15 protein-coding genes and 1 tRNA gene are annotated in these 17,965 nt (G+C 42.8%); 4 read left to right on the top strand and 12 right to left on the bottom strand.

Features of this window, described 5'->3' with window-relative positions:
- Window positions 1-56: 56 nt before the first annotated feature.
- The 6 genes from ACYQ0H_RS08155 to ACYQ0H_RS08130 all read right to left on the bottom strand — a co-directional run bounded on the left by ACYQ0H_RS08155 (window position 57) and on the right by ACYQ0H_RS08130 (window position 5,912).
- The gene (locus ACYQ0H_RS08155; RefSeq protein ID WP_459812352.1) at window positions 57-1,535 is read right to left on the bottom strand and encodes a sensor domain-containing diguanylate cyclase; all 1,479 of its coding nucleotides are present in this window, start codon (window positions 1,533-1,535) and stop codon (window positions 57-59) included.
- Between the two features lie 191 nt (window positions 1,536-1,726).
- The gene (locus ACYQ0H_RS08150) at window positions 1,727-2,461 is read right to left on the bottom strand and encodes a hypothetical protein (RefSeq protein ID WP_459812351.1); all 735 of its coding nucleotides are present in this window, start codon (window positions 2,459-2,461) and stop codon (window positions 1,727-1,729) included.
- A gap of 12 nt (window positions 2,462-2,473) precedes the next feature.
- The gene (locus ACYQ0H_RS08145; RefSeq protein WP_459812350.1) at window positions 2,474-3,202 is read right to left on the bottom strand and encodes a hypothetical protein; all 729 of its coding nucleotides are present in this window, start codon (window positions 3,200-3,202) and stop codon (window positions 2,474-2,476) included.
- 14 nt (window positions 3,203-3,216) lie between these two features.
- Window positions 3,217-4,059: an ATP-binding cassette domain-containing protein gene (locus ACYQ0H_RS08140; protein ID WP_459812349.1), complete on the bottom strand. Its 843-nt coding sequence runs from the start codon at window positions 4,057-4,059 to the stop codon at window positions 3,217-3,219.
- Window positions 4,056-4,424, bottom strand: coding sequence for a GntR family transcriptional regulator (locus ACYQ0H_RS08135; RefSeq protein WP_459812348.1), 369 nt, complete (start codon window positions 4,422-4,424; stop codon window positions 4,056-4,058). The genes ACYQ0H_RS08140 and ACYQ0H_RS08135 overlap by 4 nt, the downstream gene beginning before the upstream one ends.
- A 270-nt stretch (window positions 4,425-4,694) precedes the next feature.
- Entirely contained in the window at window positions 4,695-5,912 is a 1,218-nt protein-coding gene (locus ACYQ0H_RS08130; protein WP_459812347.1) for an iron-containing alcohol dehydrogenase, read from the bottom strand.
- A gap of 383 nt (window positions 5,913-6,295) precedes the next feature.
- Here ACYQ0H_RS08130 and ACYQ0H_RS08125 point away from each other — a divergent pair, with 383 nt between their 5' ends.
- The 4 genes from ACYQ0H_RS08125 to ACYQ0H_RS08110 all read left to right on the top strand — a co-directional run bounded on the left by ACYQ0H_RS08125 (window position 6,296) and on the right by ACYQ0H_RS08110 (window position 9,347).
- The gene (locus tag ACYQ0H_RS08125) at window positions 6,296-6,808 is read left to right on the top strand and encodes a DUF6106 family protein (protein ID WP_459812346.1); all 513 of its coding nucleotides are present in this window, start codon (window positions 6,296-6,298) and stop codon (window positions 6,806-6,808) included.
- A gap of 14 nt (window positions 6,809-6,822) precedes the next feature.
- Window positions 6,823-7,188, top strand: coding sequence for a holo-ACP synthase (gene acpS, locus ACYQ0H_RS08120; protein ID WP_459812345.1), 366 nt, complete (start codon window positions 6,823-6,825; stop codon window positions 7,186-7,188).
- A gap of 24 nt (window positions 7,189-7,212) precedes the next feature.
- Entirely contained in the window at window positions 7,213-8,754 is a 1,542-nt protein-coding gene (locus ACYQ0H_RS08115; RefSeq protein WP_459812344.1) for an NAD(P)H-hydrate dehydratase, read from the top strand.
- A gap of 77 nt (window positions 8,755-8,831) precedes the next feature.
- Entirely contained in the window at window positions 8,832-9,347 is a 516-nt protein-coding gene (locus tag ACYQ0H_RS08110) for a hypothetical protein (RefSeq protein WP_459812342.1), read from the top strand.
- A 62-nt stretch (window positions 9,348-9,409) separates the two neighbouring features.
- Here the strand turns inward: ACYQ0H_RS08110 and ACYQ0H_RS08105 are convergent, their stop codons facing one another.
- From ACYQ0H_RS08105 to ACYQ0H_RS08080, 6 genes are all read right to left on the bottom strand, one after another.
- Entirely contained in the window at window positions 9,410-11,344 is a 1,935-nt protein-coding gene (locus ACYQ0H_RS08105) for a thioredoxin domain-containing protein (protein ID WP_459812340.1), read from the bottom strand.
- Between the two features lie 181 nt (window positions 11,345-11,525).
- Window positions 11,526-11,602: transfer RNA gene (locus ACYQ0H_RS08100), tRNA-Arg, on the bottom strand.
- A gap of 37 nt (window positions 11,603-11,639) precedes the next feature.
- Window positions 11,640-13,592 (bottom strand): methionine--tRNA ligase, encoded by a 1,953-nt coding sequence (metG, locus tag ACYQ0H_RS08095; RefSeq protein ID WP_459812339.1) that lies wholly within the window; start codon window positions 13,590-13,592, stop codon window positions 11,640-11,642.
- 197 nt (window positions 13,593-13,789) lie between these two features.
- On the bottom strand, window positions 13,790-15,133 hold the full coding sequence (locus ACYQ0H_RS08090) for a bifunctional folylpolyglutamate synthase/dihydrofolate synthase (protein ID WP_459812338.1): 1,344 nt from the start codon (window positions 15,131-15,133) through the stop codon (window positions 13,790-13,792).
- 55 nt (window positions 15,134-15,188) lie between these two features.
- A complete protein-coding gene (gene uvrC / locus ACYQ0H_RS08085; protein WP_459812336.1) occupies window positions 15,189-17,030 on the bottom strand; it encodes an excinuclease ABC subunit UvrC in 1,842 nt (613 codons plus the stop codon).
- 243 nt (window positions 17,031-17,273) lie between these two features.
- Window positions 17,274-17,965 (bottom strand): hypothetical protein (locus ACYQ0H_RS08080; protein ID WP_459812334.1); only part of this gene is annotated, 692 nt, incomplete at its 5' end.

Below are 17,965 nucleotides of genomic sequence, written 5' to 3'. Positions count from 1 at the left end.
TTTATCTGTCTCCGCGGGAAGCGGCTCCTTTCTGAAAAGTTGCAATGTATCGCATATTACTGACGTTTGCTCATAGCCTCATAGAATATACAGCTGTCTTTGTCTGCACGGAGAGAAAGCTCAAGCGCCGCAGAAGCGTTTTCGTAAAGCTCATCAAAGGTTTTTCCGCTGTCGGGATATACGCATACGCCCATTGCGGCGTAAAGCTTATGCTCCTGACTTCCGCCTGCACAGAAGCTTTTAAAGCTTGAACAAAGTGAATTACACCTTGCTTTGAGGCTATTGTGAGCCTTGAAGAGGTCAAAGTCGGAAAAATCGGCAAATACGGTAAATTCACTGTTTTCATTAATTCCGACAATGTCCTTTGCGCCGAAGGAGGCGCTTATCATATCACCCATTTTTCGCAGAGCGTCATTGGCGTAGTTACAGCCAAGCCGAAGCTTTATATCTTCAAAATCCTTTATTTTGATCAGAATAAATGCGTAGGTACTTCCCATAAGACAGGTTTCTATACGGTCGGAGATCTCTTCCTCAAGGCTCATTCCGTTAAGAAGTCCCGTTACAGTGTCTATTTCCTCATTTTCATAGGAAGCTTTACCTTTTTCCGTTTCAGAGGCAAATTTTCCTGAAGCAATAAAACCGGCGCTGATAAGAACTGCGGCTGCGGCTGAAAATACAGTGATCATCAGTGTGGCAAGATCCGAGTTACCGCTGAACAGACCTTTTGACCTGACGCAGGTTACTACAGTCCAGTCAGGCTCGCATACTGTCGCCGCTCCTGTAAGACTTATGTCTGAAAACACTATATTTTCTCTGTCCTGAAGCAAACCCGAAATATCCTTGGGAAGAGCTTCTCCGGTTTTTTCGGGCGCATTATCTGAGGAGTACAGAATATTTCCGTTTTTATCTGTAAGATAGGCAACTGCGTCGCTGTCGGGACCGAATTTCTGAAATACCGTATCAAGCTCTGTAGTATAGACTGAGGTCAGCAGCAGCGCTCCTGCATTCAGCTTTTTGATGTAGTAAAGCCGACTGAACCGACTGTTATTTTCGGCGATCCATTTGCTGTCCGAGCCGTCATCAAGATAACTGCAGAAAGTTTCAAATATATCCGAACCAAAGAGATCGGTAGTTCCGTCTGATATTCTTCCTGCTGAACTGCCGTTTCTGTAAATAATTCCGAAATCACAGTAGTTTTCCATAAGGCTGAAGGAGATAAGCTTATTGGTCAGCTGTTCTTCCTTTTTTATATCTTCTATAGATTTCTCACCGTTTTCATCAGGGCAGTAGGAAATATCCTCCTCATTTTCAAAGACGGCAGCTGATGATTTTTCAATTCTCACAATATAATTATCCACGCTTTTTTTCAGCTGTGCAGTAAGCGAGGAAGTAAAGCTTTCCGCCTGCTTGTCAAGCGAGCGTTTTGCGGCGCTTATTATTGAAGCCGCACCTGCTGACAGCAGAAGTATTCCCAGAACGGTATATACGGCTATCAATCTGTTTCTTAGCTTTTTAAGTTTATTTTTTTCTCCCACAATTTTACCTGCCTTTTCCGTTTCAGCTTTAATATATTAATATTATATCACATTATGATATTTATTCAAGGCATTGGAATGCATTTACGGAATTTGTACGGAATTTATTAAGTATGAGTTTACATTTAAAAACAGCGTAAGGCTGACGGATAAAAACCGTTTGACTTACGCTGTTAAGCTTTAAAGCACATTTATCTGCTTGCCGCTTTTACAAATGATAGCCTGCGGAATATAAGGAAATGAACCGCCGCAGAGATGATAAATAATGCCGACAGCATGACCGTTATACTGTTTCCTGATAAAAGATTTATTCCGAAATTATTGTAAAAGAAAAAGTATATTCTGCTAAAATATTGTATTATCAATAAAAACATTAACGCAAAAACGCTGTACATTATCGCTATACCGTAATTCGGCAGACGGCTTGTAAGAGTACATATAAGTATTACTACATAAGCGATCGTACCGTATATCAGCATTTGGATAAGAAATGCGGCGATCGGGGAAATATTCATATTCAGAGCGTCGGCGAATAAAACTAAGGAGTATTCTGAATATTCAAAGTGTCTGTAGAAAAGATGAAGCAAATATTCGCAGGCAACTGTCAGCGCTGAAAGAAATGCCATAAAAATAATAAAAGATATAAGCGCTGCCGCCATAACGGTTTTCCTAGAAATACTGTTTGCTGTAGAAATTTTATAATTCACATCATATGCTTCCTTGGCAATAAATAATATTGTCCAAAGCATTACGTTTTGAAAAACCGCAGCTGCCTGAAAGCCGCCGTTAATTTCAAAATGCTCTATCAGCAGTCCTACAGCCATCAGAACTGCAAGCAGACAGGCTGTAATTATCATAATCAGAACCGCCGTTTTTTTAAAGTAGAATTTCAGATTGCAGCTTACCATCGTTTTTAATCTCATCATTTGGATTCCTCCTTATAATTTATATTCAAGGGACATTGATCTGAAAAGTCTCCAAAAGCCTATAAGGATAAATAAAGCGAAGGCAATAAGAGCGATTTGCAATGCATAGGTTTCATACTCCAAGGTGCTGACCGCAGCGGTAACAAGTATAAGCATTGCGGCGAATGCTACTGCGAAAAGGCGTGTGAACTGATACCTTTTAGACGACATAATAATTAAGTCAGTAAATAATGTAAAAAGCATTCCCTCTGCAAGCCACTGCGCAAAATAAAGCAGATAAATAATCGGTTTGCTGTCGGTCAGTCCTGAATTAAGAGCGGTAAACCATGTCTGAGTTTCAGTATACTCAAAAAATCTGTCGCTTACGGCGGTAATTATAAGCATAGACAGTGAAGCGGCTGTGGACAAAATCAGCGACAAGGCAATATAGGACTTGCGCAGGCTTTTTCTTGAAACGCTGTTTTGCAGTGAAATGGTATAAAGCTCGTTAAAAGCGGAAGCGGTTGCGCCTATTAATCCACCAATGAAAAGGGAGTCGAGAGTCGAAAATTTAAATTCGATTTCTTTAAGCTCATCTGACGGAATGCTTTGCCGTGTTCCGTATTGTTCAGTAAGACTGCGAATCTCCTGCTGTGCATAATAATTACCGCAGAAATTAATAAAAATAATTAATGCTGTTAAAAAAATAAATATAAAGAGGATTTTCTTTTTATCTGCTATATAGACCTTAAAAAGCTTCATAGTTTTCCCTCCGATCAGTTAGTCATCTGAACGAACAGATTTTGCAGGCTGGCTTTTGAAACCTCAAGTCCGTCCGGCAGATCTTCCGGAGTTCCTTTTATATAGGCTGACTTAATTCCTCCGATAGTGTCGGCTCCTAAAACATCCTTATCTGAGCAATACATATCTATCAGCGCCGCCGGTCCGGTAACGGTATAGGAGCCGGAAAGCAGGGCTTCTGTATCTCTGTCCTCTATTATCCTGCCCTGTCTGATAATTACCGCTTTTTCAATAAGGTTTGCACATTCGTCAATAAGGTGAGTTGAAATTATATAAGTTCCGCCTATGTCTATATATTTTTTAAGAAGCTCCTTATAGAACAGATCCCTGTGGTGAGCGTCCAGCCCAAGAACCGGCTCGTCAAAGAAAACGTAGTCAGCATTGCAGGACAGCGCAAGTATTATTTTATAAATAGAGTTATATCCGGTAGAAAGGCTTCCCAGCTTTTTCTTCGGAGCAAGCTCATACATTTCTGCAAGCTTAAAAGCGTAATTTTCGTCAAGCCTCGGGTAAAAATGCTTTGTTATTTTTACTGCTTCCTTGAATTTCATATTTGCAGGCAGAAGATTTTTTTCACTCATACAGTATACCTTGCTGAGCGCCCGATCGTTTTCTATAGAAGGTTCTCCGTCTATAAGAATTTCGCCTGAGGTAGGAAATATTCTGTTTGAAATAAGATTCAGCATTGTGGACTTTCCCGCTCCGTTTCTTCCCAGAAGCCCGTATATCTTTCCGCTGTCAAATTTAACGCTTACGTTATCAAGCGCACAGTTTTTTCCGTAGTTCTTTGTAAGGTTCTTTAATTCTATACCTTTCATTCCTCAAAACCCCTTTCGATAAGTCTGATAATTTCCTGTTTTGTAAGCCCTAGTTTTTTGGCTTCTTCGGTCATTGATCTAATATAGCTGTCAAAAAAGTCAGACTGCCGTTCCTGCCTGAGCTTTTCGACCGCACCTTCCGCTACGAACATTCCAAGCCCTCTTTTCTTATAGATCACGCCCTTTTCAACAAGCAGGTTAATTCCTTTAAGGGCGGTTGCGGGATTTACTTTGTAGCTAACCGAAATTTCCGTTGTTGAGGGGATCTGTTCCTCTTCTTTTATTTTTCCGGAAATTATAAGATCGGATATCCATTCCGAAAGCTGTATATATATAGGCTTTTCGTTTTCAAATTTCAGTTCCATACTCTTCCTCCTTCCGTTTAAGTAGAGCTGTCTGCTTTCTTTTATACACATAGAGTTTAATGGTTAACTACTTGTGTAAATAAGTATATAACAAACTTTTTGATTTGTCAAGAGGTTTTGAAAATAAAAATACGGAGGGTCAGTTTTGCGGCGGTAATAAACTCCTCATTTAAAAGCTGATAAACACAAAAAAGCCGCAGAGAATTACTCTCTGCGGCTTTAACTATATTGGTACCGAACATTTCTGAGCCGATATTATTCAGCTCAATCTCAGAAATCAACTTCTGTATCGTAGTAGCAGGCCTTGAGCAGCTTTTCCATTTCTTCCTGAGTAGGAATTCTCGGATTTGAGCCTGTGCAGGCGTCGCCGATAGCGTTCTTTGCGATCTCGGGAAGTCTTTCAAGGAATACCTCTTCAGGAACGAAGCCCTGCTCACAGGGATAGCTGTCTGGTCCGTAGGTCTTGATACCGTGAGGAATATTCAGCTTATCGTTCATATCGCGGACGTACTTAATGAGAAGAGCAACCTTTTCATCATCATCAGAGCCGCCGAGATGCATATAATCGGCAATTACTCCGTAACGCTTTTTAGCTGTTTCATCCTTGGCGTTAAATGCGATTACCTTAGGAAGATACATTGCGTTTGCAGCGCCGTGAATAATATGAGCGCCGTAATCTGCAAAAGCAGCTCCCGTCTTATGAGCCATGGAGTGAACAATACCCAGCAGAGCGTTTGAGAAAGCCATACCTGCAAGGCACTGAGCGTTGTGCATTCTGTCGCGCGCATCCATATCTCCATTGTAGGATTCAATAAGATCCTTCTGGATCATTTCAATGGCGTGAATAGCAAGTGGGTCGGTATAATCGCAGTTAGCCGTGGAAACATAAGCCTCAATAGCATGAGTAAGAGCGTCCATACCGGTATGAGCAGTAAGCTTCTGCGGCATAGTTTCGGCAAGCTCTGCGTCAACGATAGCAACGTCCGGAGTGATCTCAAAGTCTGCGATAGGATATTTTATACCCTTGTCGTAGTCTGTAATGATAGAGAAAGCCGTAACCTCTGTAGCTGTTCCTGAGGTTGAAGGAATAGCACAGAAATGAGCTTTCTTTCTAAGTTCGGGAATACCGAATACCTTGCACATATCCTCAAATGTACAGTCAGGATATTCGTATTTGATCCACATAGCTTTAGCTGCGTCGATAGGCGAGCCGCCGCCCATAGCAACGATCCAGTCAGGCTCATAATCAAGCATTACCTTTGCGCCGTTCATAACTGTTGTAACTGATGGATCAGGCTCTACATTTTCAATAAGCTTTACCTCCATACCGGCTTCTTTAAGATAATCCTCAGCCTTCTGAAGAAAACCGTTTCTCTTCATCGAGCCGCCGCCTACTACGATAATTGCCTTTTTACCCTTTAGGTTTTTCAGGTTTTCAAGAGCTCCTTTTCCGTGATACAAATCTCTCGGCAGTGTAAATCTAGCCATTGCTGATTCCTCCTCAATTCTTGTCAATAATGTTGGAATGCAGTAAACTTTATGTAAAAACTGCACAACAATAACCTGTATTGTTTGAAATAATTATAGCATTATTCACATTAATTTTGTGCTACATTCAAATGAATATTCTATGTCTTGCGATAATTTACATACGTTATATACTTTTAGTAAAGATATTCGAGCTAAACAGACTTATTATCTCAGGCCTGAGAAAATAATTTTATCTGTTTCCTCATACGGACTTGAAAAGAAATCTGAAATATGATATAATTCAAATAATAAGGTCTGCATCGGCGGTAGGCGTCTGTTTATATGCTGAACGCAGGGCGGAATATTTTATATGAATTATACGGAAGGAAAGGTTATCGGATATGGACGTTTTTAAGGAGCAGATCGTGAGGAAGCTTCCCAGTAAAAATGAGAAGATATCAAAAATACTTATTCTTGTAGCTGCGGTAGCGCTGGCTATGATGTGCTTTATATTTGCTTTCGGCACTCAGTTCGCAATGTTCGGGATACTTTTTGCCGGGCTTGCGCTTTACGGAGGCTATTATCTTGTGACAAATTTAGACGTTGAATACGAATATATTTTTACCAACGGGGAACTTGACGTTGATAAAATTATTGCACAGAGAAAAAGAAAACGTCTTTGCTCCGTAAGAATAGGCGCTGCTGTTGAATTCGGACAGGTAGAAGACGGAAGCAATACGGACGGCGCTGAAACCTATGTAAGAGCCTCTGCCGACGATGAGGACCAGACGGATTATTTTATAAGATTAAATCACAAGAGCCTTGGAGATACGGTTCTTATATTTACTCCTAACGAGGAAATGCTCGGACTTATAAAGCCTTATGTTCCAAGAAACATAAGGGCAAAGCTTTAAAGCAGGAGGCGCATATGTACAGGGTAGGCGTGGATCTTGTTGAGATCTCCCGCATAGAAAAAAGCGTTAAAAGCCGCAGGTTTACGGAAAGGGTTTTCTCTGAAAAAGAGATCGCCCTTTTTTCTTCCAAGAAAAACGCTCTTGAATCCATGGCAGGCAATTGGGCGGCTAAGGAGGCTTTTTCAAAGGCTCTCGGAACCGGGGTAAGAGATTTCAGCCTTAACGAGGTATCCGTACTGCGTGACGAACTGGGCGCTCCGTACATTGAGCTTACGGGCTGCGCTAAAAGAATAGCGGAGGAAGCGGGTCTTGAATTTACGGTAAGTATTACACATACGGAGCAGCTGGCGCAGGCGGTATGTATAGCATATAAAAAATGAGTTTTACGGAAAGGGTGACAATTGATGTTTGAAATTTTAACGCCAATGCAGATGAGGGCGGCTGAGGAGGCGTCGGTAAGGCTTGGAACAGGACTTGACGTTTTGATGGATAATGCGGGGGCAAGGCTTGCAAGAAGAATACTTTCGGTATCTCAGAGGATAATGAAAAAAAATATCGTGATTCTGGCGGGCAGCGGTAATAACGGCGGCGACGGTTTTAAGGCGGCAGTCTGTCTTTCAGAGCAGGGAGTTATGCCGATAGTCGTGCTGTGCTGCGGCGAGCCTAAGACTGAGCTTGCAAAGGCGGCTTTCAACAATATGCCGTCAAGGATCGCAGTTCTCGATATAAGCGATGAGCGCACCTGTGCGGTAGTTCATTCAGCCGGAATAATTGCCGACTGCGTTTTCGGAACAGGCTTTCATGGAGAACTTAGCGGAGTTTTAAGCTTATTTTTTAAAAGAGTGAATGAGCTTTCTGCGTATAAAATTGCCTGCGATATTCCGTCAGGAGTAAATTCGCTCAGCGGACAGGTCAGTGAGAACGCATTCAAATCTGACGAAACCGTTACTTTTCACAGAAAGAAAACAGGTATGTTTTTTTCTCCGGGAAAGGATCACTGCAAAAAGGTCATTACCGCAGATATAGGGATCCCGGACGGCTGGGAAATAGGGTTAAAGCGTGATATTTCGGCAGTTACAGCCTTTGAGGCTGCCGAGCTGCTTCCCAAAAGGACTGAAAACAGCCATAAGGGCACATACGGAAGGTGTACGCTTGTATGCGGCTCGGAAAAGTATCCCGGTGCGGCGGTTATTTCTTCAATGTCGGCAATGCGCTCAGGAGTCGGTATCGTTGAGCTTTGCACGTCTGAAAGAGCGGTTATTCCTGCAGTAACAAGAACTCCCGAAATTATTTTTACTGCGCTTTCTACAGATCGTGACGGCTTTGCGTCGGCTGAAAATTTACCAAAAATACTTGGATCGCTTTCAAAGTCCGATTCTGCAGTTATAGGCTGCGGTCTGGGAAAAACCGAGGATACCTGCAAGCTCGTATGCGAGGTTATCAGAAATGCAAAATGTCCTCTTATAATTGACGCAGACGGAATAAACTGTCTGTCCGAGCATATAGATGTATTAAAAGAAAAACAGACGGAGATAATACTTACTCCTCATATCGGAGAGCTTGCAAGGTTATGCGGCGCTTCGGTTTCGGAGGTCCTCTCTGATGTAATAGGCTATGCTGAAAGTATTTCTGATAAATACGGAGTTATAGTTCATGCAAAGAATACACAGACTGTAACTCTGTACGGCGGAAAGGCCTTTATTACGGATTTCGGCTGCTCCGCGCTTGCGAAGGGCGGTTCGGGAGATATGCTGGCAGGACTTATCGGATCTCTCTGCGCTCAGGGCTCTGCTCCTATGGAAGCCTGCCTGCTTGCGGACTATATTATGGGCAGATCGGCGAAACTTCTGTGTGAAACTAATTCACCGAGGGGAGTGCTTGCCGAGGACATTATAGCCTGCTTTCCGAAAATGCTGTGGCAGGCTGAAAGAGGGGTCATAGTATAGCTGCTCCGTTATCTGCTGTCTTTCTTTGAAAGGCAGTATTTTTTTGCAGTAAATATATGAAAGGCGGGTGCTTGCTTGTGACGAGGATTTCGTTTACGGGTGTTTTTGCGGCGATCGCGGTTTGTTTGACGGCAGGACTTTCGGGTTGTTCCAAAGGAGAGGAAAAGCCTGAGGAGCTGGATAAAAGCTTTACCTGCAATGCGGTTATCATTCAGGAGGATACTACTTACCGTGCGCAGCTTGAAAGGGTAGACGGAGCGGGGTGGAAGGCTGTATTTTCGGAGCCTGAAACAATAGAGGGAATGGAGCTTTCTTTGCTGAACGATCAGTGTACGGTCAATTTCAAGGACCTTTCCTATACCGCTGAAAGAGAGGAGCTTTCTCAGAACGGAATGATCTCTCTTGTTGCCTCGGCTGCCGACAGGTGTATTTCAGGGAAAGGGGTAAAAAGCTCCAGTAAGGGAGACAGCTTTATACTTGACGGAGAAATAAACGGCGTTAGCTTTACTGCTAAAGTGAAGAACAGCACTGTGAGCAGTTTAGAGATAGGGGGAGAGATAACCGCCGAGCTTTCAGATTATGATGTAAAGTAAAATTATAATAAGCAAAAATTCCCGGTGCTGTTCGGCTGCCGGGAATTTTTTTAGATAAAAGTCTAAGGCTGATATTCGTTTACCGGAGGTCTGCAAGAATGCGCTCTGCATATATAATAGGTTGTTTTGTTATTGATAAGCGGATATTTTTCATTCTCCCCTACAAGAGTTATATTTGCCAGAAAGGGCGGAGCTTCCGAGATGCTTTTCAGATCAGGTTTATCTTGATAAGCGATGGATATATGCTCCGGAGGATCGTCATATAAAAGCTTGGCAAGCAGCAGCATACAATGTCCTGAGGGATGATCACTGCTTCTTGACATCATATAATCAAACTGTTTTTCGGCTTCTTCACGGTATTTATCTTTTTCGGTGATCTGATATAATCTTACAAGGCTGTAGGCCATGACAGAATTTCCGCTTGGGATTGCTCCGTCGTATATTTCCTTAGGATTAATAATCAGCTCGCTGTTCTTTGGATCACACAGATAAAAACCGCCGTTCTCTCTGTCTGAGAACTTTTCCAGCGCTTTGCTGCATAATAACTCCGCTTTTTCCAGCAGGAGTATATCAGGTGCGGAGCAGTAAAGCTCGATCAGCACGGCAATATAGAATGAATAATCGTCAAGAATGCCGCCGCTCGAATGTTTTCCGCTGCGGAAGCTTGTATAAAGCTCATTTCCTGAACACAGATTATTTTCAATAAATCTATGAGCCTTTTCAGCTGCAGCAAGATATTCAGGGTTTTTGGAAGCTCTGTACAATACCGACATTGCGGCGGTCATCAATGAATTCCATGACAATAGTATCTTATCATCAAGATACAGCTTAAAACGCTTTTTACGCATAGCGTACAATTTACTCAGCTCTTTGCTGAATTCGGAGGTAAGTTCGTTGTGCTTCAGCAGGTTGGGGATATTTACTCCTTCAAAATTCCCCTCGGCTGTTATATCAAAGGTTTTTGCGAACAGCCTGCCCCTTTCTTCTCCCAGTGCGTCAATTATCTCGCTGAGCGTGAATGTATAGAACCTGCCTTCTACACCTTCACTGTCGGCGTCCTGAGCGCTGTAAAAGCCGCCTTCGGGAGAGGTCATTTCACGCAGGATATACTGAGCAGTTTTTTCAGCGGTATCTAGGTACAGCCGTCTGCCTGTTATCCTGTAGGCGGCTGAATAGGCAATAATAAGCAGTGCGTTATCGTAGAGCATTTTCTCAAAATGCGGTGCAAGAAAGTACCTGTCGGTTGAATATCTTGAAAAGCCGGAGCCTATATGGTCGAATATACCACCCATGCGCATTTGAGTAAGAGTTTTCTCCGCCATTTTCAATGCTTCAGGATAATTTTTCTTCTCAGCATAAAGCATAAGAAACAGCAGATTGTGCGGCACAGGGAATTTCGGCGCATTACCGAAGCCTCCGAAGACCTCGTCAAAGCTGTTTTCAAGCTGCTCTGCCGCTTCAGTTACCGGATCATTTACGCAATCTGAATCGGTTTTTTCCTGCCTTTCCAGGTGTGAAATGATCTCGGAGGCAGATCTCATAAGGCTGCTGCGGTTGTTTTTCCATTGTTCAGAGATCATAGTAAGCAGTTCAGGAAAACCGGTCATTCCGTAATTTGATTTAGGAGGAAAATATGTTCCGGCAAAAAAAGGCTTTTTGTCCCAGCTCATAAATATGCTCATAGGCCAGCCGCCGCTGCCCGTCAACGCCTGACATACCGACATATATACGCTGTCAATATCGGGGCGTTCCTCACGATCGACCTTGACTGAGATAAAATTCTTATTTAAAATAGCTGCCGTTTGTTGATTTTCAAAGCTTTCATGTGCCATAACGTGACACCAATGGCAGGTGCTGTAGCCGATGCTCAGGAAAACTGGCTTATCCTCTGACTTTGCCTTTTCAAACGCTTCCTCTCCCCACGGATACCATTCTACAGGATTTTCCGCATGCTGCAGCAAGTACGGACTTGTTTCGTTTTTCAGTTTATTGCTCATTTGTCTGACTTCCTTTATATTACTTTTTTGTAGTATATCCTTTTATCAGAATTAAATACTTATAAATAAGGAGCGGTTATACGAGTATATGCAGGATAGGAAGAATATTATTTTTTACTTATGTGTGTTTGCTCAGCGGCAAAAAAATATCCGTCATCAGGATGTGATGACGGAATGGAGCTGGTGCGCCCGACAGGAATCGAACCTGCGGCCTTCAGAGTCGGAGTCTGACGCTCTATCCAACTGAGCTACGGACGCTTATTATAGGAGCGGAATTTCCGCTCCTTATTTGTAATTATCTGATCTTTGAACCGCAGGGAAGGCTCTGGTCTGGGAAGATTACCTTTGCCGAGCCGTCGGGAGCGTCCGCAGCGCAAATCATTCCATTGGACTCAGCTCCGCAGAGCTTAACAGGCTTCAAATTTGCAACAATTATGACCTTTCTTCCGACAAGATCCTCGGGCTTGTACCACTGAGCAATACCGGAAACGACCTGACGTCCTCCCATTCCGTCGTCAAGCTGCAGGCATAAAAGCTTTTTGGATTTCTTTACCTTATCACATGACTTTACAAGGGCAACTCTAAGATCTATCTTGGCGAAATCGTCGATAGCTATTTCGTCGGAAAGCGGAGCAGGATCAAAGCAGTCCTCCGTTTTTTCTTCCTTAGGCAAATTAGAGCCGATTATCTTATTCAGCTCGTCTATCTCCTTTTCAACGTCTATCCTCGGGAAAATTATCTCGCCTCTGGAAACGGTGACGTCAAGAGGAAGAATTCCGAACTTTCCCGCGTTCTCATAGGTTACGTCCTCTTCTTTTGCGCCTATCTGCTTCCATACCTCAGGCATAGTCGAAGGCATAAAGCAGCTCAGCAGAGAAGAAGCTATTCTTATTGTTTCAAGCAGATTGTAAAGTACGCTTGCAAGTCTGGCTCTTTTACTTTTGTCCTTGCCGAGTATCCAAGGTGCGGTTTCGTCGATATATTTGTTTGCACGTGAAATTACTTTGAATATTTCCGCAAGTGCGTTGTTTATCTGTGTTTTGTCAATAAAATCATCGGTTTTGGCTCTTAAAGCCAATGCTTCTCCGATAAGCTCGCTGTCAATTTCCTCAGCTTCTCTTTCAAAAGGAAGAGTTCCGCCGAAGTACTTGTCAGCCATTGCCGTAGTTCTTGAAACAAGATTTCCCAGACCGTTTGCGAGATCGGAATTTATACGGTTTATCATTATTTCATTTGAAAACGAGCTGTCTGCGCCCAGCGCCATTTCACGGAGAATATGGTATCTTATTGCGTCTGCTCCGTAGCGCTCTCCCAGAATGAACGGGTCAACTACATTTCCCATTGATTTAGACATTTTCTGTCCGTTGAACGTTATCCAGCCGTGAACTGCAAGGTGTTTAGGCAAAGGCAGTTCAAGCGCCATAAGCATTGCGGGCCAGATTATAGCATGAAAGCGCATTATATCCTTTGCGACCATATGAACGTCAGCGGGCCAGAACTTATCAAAGTCTTTATATTCTTCATTCCAATAGCCGAGAGCGGAAATATAGTTTGAAAGTGCGTCGATCCAAACATATACGACATGACCCTCGTCAAATGTTACCGGAATTCCCCATTTAAAAGTAGTTCTGGATACGCAGAGATCCTCAAGCCCCGGCTTGATAAAATTATTTACAAGCTCGGAAGCCCTGGTTTTCGGCTGAAGATAGTCGGTTTCGGTAAGAAGCTTTTCTATACGATCGGCAAAGGGACTCATTTTGAAGAAATAGGCTTCTTCCTTAGCCTCGGTTACTTCTCTGTGACATTCGGGGCAGCAGCCATTTTCGTCAAGCTGGGATTCAGTCCAAAAGCTTTCGCACGGGGTGCAGTACTTTCCTTTGTATTCGCCCTTGTATATATAACCCTTGTCATAAAGAGCCTTGAAGATCTTCTGTACAGTTTCAACGTGATAATCGTCGGTAGTTCTAATATATCTGTCATAGCTTATATTCATATAGCTCCAAAGCCTTTTGAATATCTCTACGATCTCGTCTACATACTGTTTCGGAGTAATACCCTTTTCGGCGGCCTTCTGTTCTATTTTCAGACCGTGCTCGTCGGTACCTGTGAGGAACATTACATCATATCCCTGCATTCGCTTATATCTGGCAATAGAATCGCAGGCGACCGTAGTATAGCAGTGGCCGATATGCGGATTGCCCGACGGATAATATATCGGGGTCGTAATGTAAAAAGGCTTTTCAGGCATTTTAATTCCTCCTAAAACGAATAAATTAGTGCAGCACACTTTTATTATTATACAACTTTTACTTAACCGCGTCAAGGTTTATAAAATAATTTACTGAAATCAGTTTTAAAGGTCAACTATTATAATAAAATTAATACAGCTTGCTGTTCTGCAAGCAAAAAAGATCATACTATTTTAGCTGAACTTCTGATTTATGTTCATTTTGTATTTTTAAGATGGCTTTCCTTAAATAACTTGTCTGAGTTTGTTTTGACATAAGCGGCAAGGAACAGAGAGCCGCATATCAGAGCTGCACCGTTGGAAGCTTCTTCTCTCGCCTTGCGTATTTCGTTTATAATGCTGTCCTGCGCAGGACGGGCGTTTCCTCCTGCTTTTATGATAAGTTCGGCAAGCTCATTTTTATCAAGGTCAAGTCTTTCGTCGGAGAATCCGTCTACTGCTGTAAAGCTGCTAACTAGCGGAATTAGATGTTTTACCGCTTCAAGTGCATTTTTATCCTTGTGCATTCCTATAACAGCAGTGATTTTTTTTCCGTTCAAAGCTTTGAGGGAATAAGCCAGCGCTTTCATTCCGTCAGGATTATGAGCTCCGTCTAATATCGTCAGAGGGGCTTCTGAAATGACCTCGACTCTTCCGAAAAGCTTTGCCTTTCGTATTCCGTTTTCAATGCCTTCCTGAGAAACCGGCAGCTCTTCGGATACGAATTTCATTGCGTCTATTACAGTAAGGGCGTTTGATACCTGATGAAGTCCGGCCATAGAAGTTTTATAGTTCCTGCCCCTGTACAGGAAATCACTTCCTGTTATATCGCTTCTTTTTACGGAACAGAGGTTTAAGATAGGAATATTCAGCAGTGATCCGGTCTGTAATGCCTTTTCTCTTACCGTATTTATGACCTCAATGCTGTTTCCGGGTGAAAGTACGCAGGGACGGTTCTGCTTTATGATCCCTGCTTTCTGATAGGCTATCTTTTCCAGAGTATCTCCTAAAATTGCCGTATGGTCGTAGGAAACCGAGCCTATTACCGAAACCAGCGGCGATTCAATAACATTGGTGCTGTCGAGCAGTCCGCCAAGTCCTGTTTCAAGCACTACAATATCACAATTTTTCTTTACAAAGTACAGAAAGGCTATAGCCTGAGTTATTTCAAACTGGGAAAATTCCTTTCTCTGAGGGTGAGCTTCAAGAACAGGCATTATCTGTCCGACTATTTCGTTAAGCTCAGCGTATGGAATATTGCAGTTGTTTACCTTTATTCTGTCGGAATACTCTACTATATAAGGAGAGGTAAAAAGTCCGACAGTATATCCGGAATCTGAAAGTATTTCATTGAACATCTGAGCCATAGAGCCTTTTCCGTTGGTACCTGCAATGTGAATAAAACGCAGGCTTTTCTGAGGCTCGCCGACTGAGGACAGCAGTGATCTGATCCTGTCAAGGTTATATATGCGTTTTCCTGTTCTGGAAAAGCTGTTGATATATTCTTCTGCTTCAGTCATTTCTGCGGCTATGCTCAGGATAGTGAGCATATCTCCTTTCAATATTTTAAACAGCCCTTAGGCGGCAGTATCTGCTTTTGAAAATTTACTATAAAGTTTACATATCCTGAATAACTCTGTATAGTTCTTCAGCTGTATCGGCGTTTACTCCTGCCGCTTTGGCAAGCTCTTGGGAAGTGGCCTTTTTCAGGTTTTCCTTGGTCTTGAATTCGGTCATAAGCTTTACCGCCTTTTTCTCGCCTATTCCCTTTACCTTGGTAAGCTCAAGCTGATATGAACTTTTTTTATGCTTTTGTGCCTGATAGGTTATTGCGTAGCGGTGTACCTCGTCCTGTATCCTTGTAACAAGATTAAAGGCGCTGCGTGATCTTGTCAGGCTAATTTCGCCTCCTCCTGTAGCTACCGCTCTGGTGCGGTGCTTTGAGTCCTTTACAAGTCCGAAGACAGGAACGTCTATGCCCATTTTCCGTATAACTGGGGTAACAGTATTTACATGCCCCTGCCCTCCGTCAAGAAGTATTAGGTCGGGGAGAGCAGAGAAACCCTCGTCGGTTTTCTCAAAATAGTTTCTGAAACGCCTTTCAAGCACTTCACACATACAGGCATAATCGTTCTGCTCTTCAACTGTTTTTATAGAGAATTTTTTATAGAATTTTTTGCAGGGACGTCCGTTTTCAAATACTACCATTCCCGCAACCATATCAGCGGAAGCCAGATTCGATATATCATAGCACTCTATTAATCTCGGCGGCTTCGGAAGCTCCAGAGCCTTTGCAAGCTCTTCAAGCGCGACTATCTCCTTGCCTGTTCTTCCGACCTTTATTGAAAGATATTCGGAGGCGTTGCTTTTTGCGAGAGTAGTAAGCCTGAGAAGATGCCCTCTTTTCGGAGTAGAAATGTGTACGGCGTGCCCTGATTTTTCTCTCAGCCATTTTTCCAGCAGATCGTAATTTTCAATATCCTCGTCAAGCAGTATTTCCTTAGGGACAAAATCACGATTTGAATAGAAGCGGGTCATAAAGCTTTCCCGCATCTGTATCTGATCCTCCTTTTCACCGAGGAAGAAGTCGGCTTTGTCAAAGAGCCTTCCGCCACGGTACATAAGAACGCTGGCGCAGGCCTTTTCGCTGTTCTGAGAAACTGCTATTATGTCGGTATCTTTCATATCAGGGTCTATTATTTTCTGTCTGTCGGCGGCTTTTGCTATTGCGGCTATCCTGTCCCTGAGCTTTGCTGCAAGCTCAAAATCAAGCTCCTCCGCAGCGGCTTCCATTTCCTTTGTAAGCCGCTCTACTGAATCCTGAGAACCGTTTTTGATATAGTCAACAGCCTGACGTATTACCGAACGGTATTCCTCCTGAGAGATCTGTCCGGTACATACACCCATGCACTGTTTAATATGATGATTAAGGCAGGGACGCTGTTTTCCGAAATCCTGAGGAAATCTGCGGCTGCAGGTCGGAAGCATAAAGACCTTATTCGCTTCTGCGACCGCCTGCTTTACGGCATAGGAGCTTGTGTATGGGCCGATATATTCGGCTCCGTCGTCGTATTTTTGCAGTACGCTCTGAAGTCTCGGAAAAGGCTCGCCGGTTATCCTGATATAGCTGTAGCCCTTATCATCTTTAAGCAGTATATTGTATTTCGGAGTATACTGCTTTATTAGAGAGCATTCCAGTACCAGCGCTTCAAATTCCGAATCGGTAACTATAAAGTCATAGTCGTTTACATGTGATACCATTTTCCAGACCTTGGGGAGATGATCCTGCCCCTTCCGGAAATATGAGGTAACTCGTTTTTTAAGGTTCTTGGCTTTACCGATATATATTATTTTCGCTGAAGAATCCTTCATTATATAACAGCCGGGAGATGCTGTAAGCTTAGAGGTTTTTTCTCTCAAATAGGGAAGTCTTGGATTATCCTGATCCGTTATCTGCATTCAGGGAAGCCCTCCTTTCAATTTTATACAATTATCTATAGTATAGCATAATATAACTCAGAAAACAAGAGAGACGGTAATGAAAATAAACAAATCAGTTTATAGTTATATATTAGGGAATAGTACTGCAATGTAATTAATATCATCAGAATTATACTTCTATTCATTACATACTGAATTTGCTTCTGTGTAACGGAAAAACCGTCCTGTACGGAGAAATATCCGCATAAGACGGTTATAAGCTTATTGCTGCTTTTTGGATTTTTTCTTTTCCACAAATGTTCCTGAATTTACATCGTAGGCTGCGCCGCTTTTTTTATTCATTATAATAACGATAACTCCGACAGCCAGCGCTATTCCTGAAACTATACCTACTATAATAAATACGATATTGCTGTTCCCGCTGCCGGAATTGTTCTGCGGCTGAACGGGAGCGGCGGCTTCGGCGGCGGAGGATACCGCTTCTTCGGCAGGCTCAGATACAGTCTGTGAAACCTCTTCGGTTTCGGACGAGGACTGGGCCTGGTCAATTTTATGAGTTCCCTTATCTGTGCAGTTCGTTATAGTAATACCGGTGCATTTCAATTTGCAGAAGCCTGAATCGCCTATGCTTATTGCGCTTACCTTTTCAAAATTTGCAGTTCCGTAGGCTTCAATTATATCTATATAGTCAAAAGTTGCCTGAGTATCGCTGTACTCAGACGGAGCTATTTTTGCCCAAACCTTGCCGTCCTTGTCAGCCATCGGAGTATCGGGATTTTCCCAGCTTTGAAAAACCAACTCGCAGGGAGCTGTATCCATGTCTTTTTTATCGATCTTATAATCTACTATTATCTGTGATTTTGAGGTCATTCTTGTAGTATCGAAATCAGAATACTCAATTGTCATGCTGCGTCCCCAGTTTGCGGCTTCTTTGGCGTTTTTGCAGTCTATCT

The organism is Hominimerdicola intestinalis (assembly GCF_054655215.1).
The sequence above is the reverse complement of the archived record's forward strand: the minus strand, read 5'-3'. Positions and strand labels throughout refer to the sequence as shown.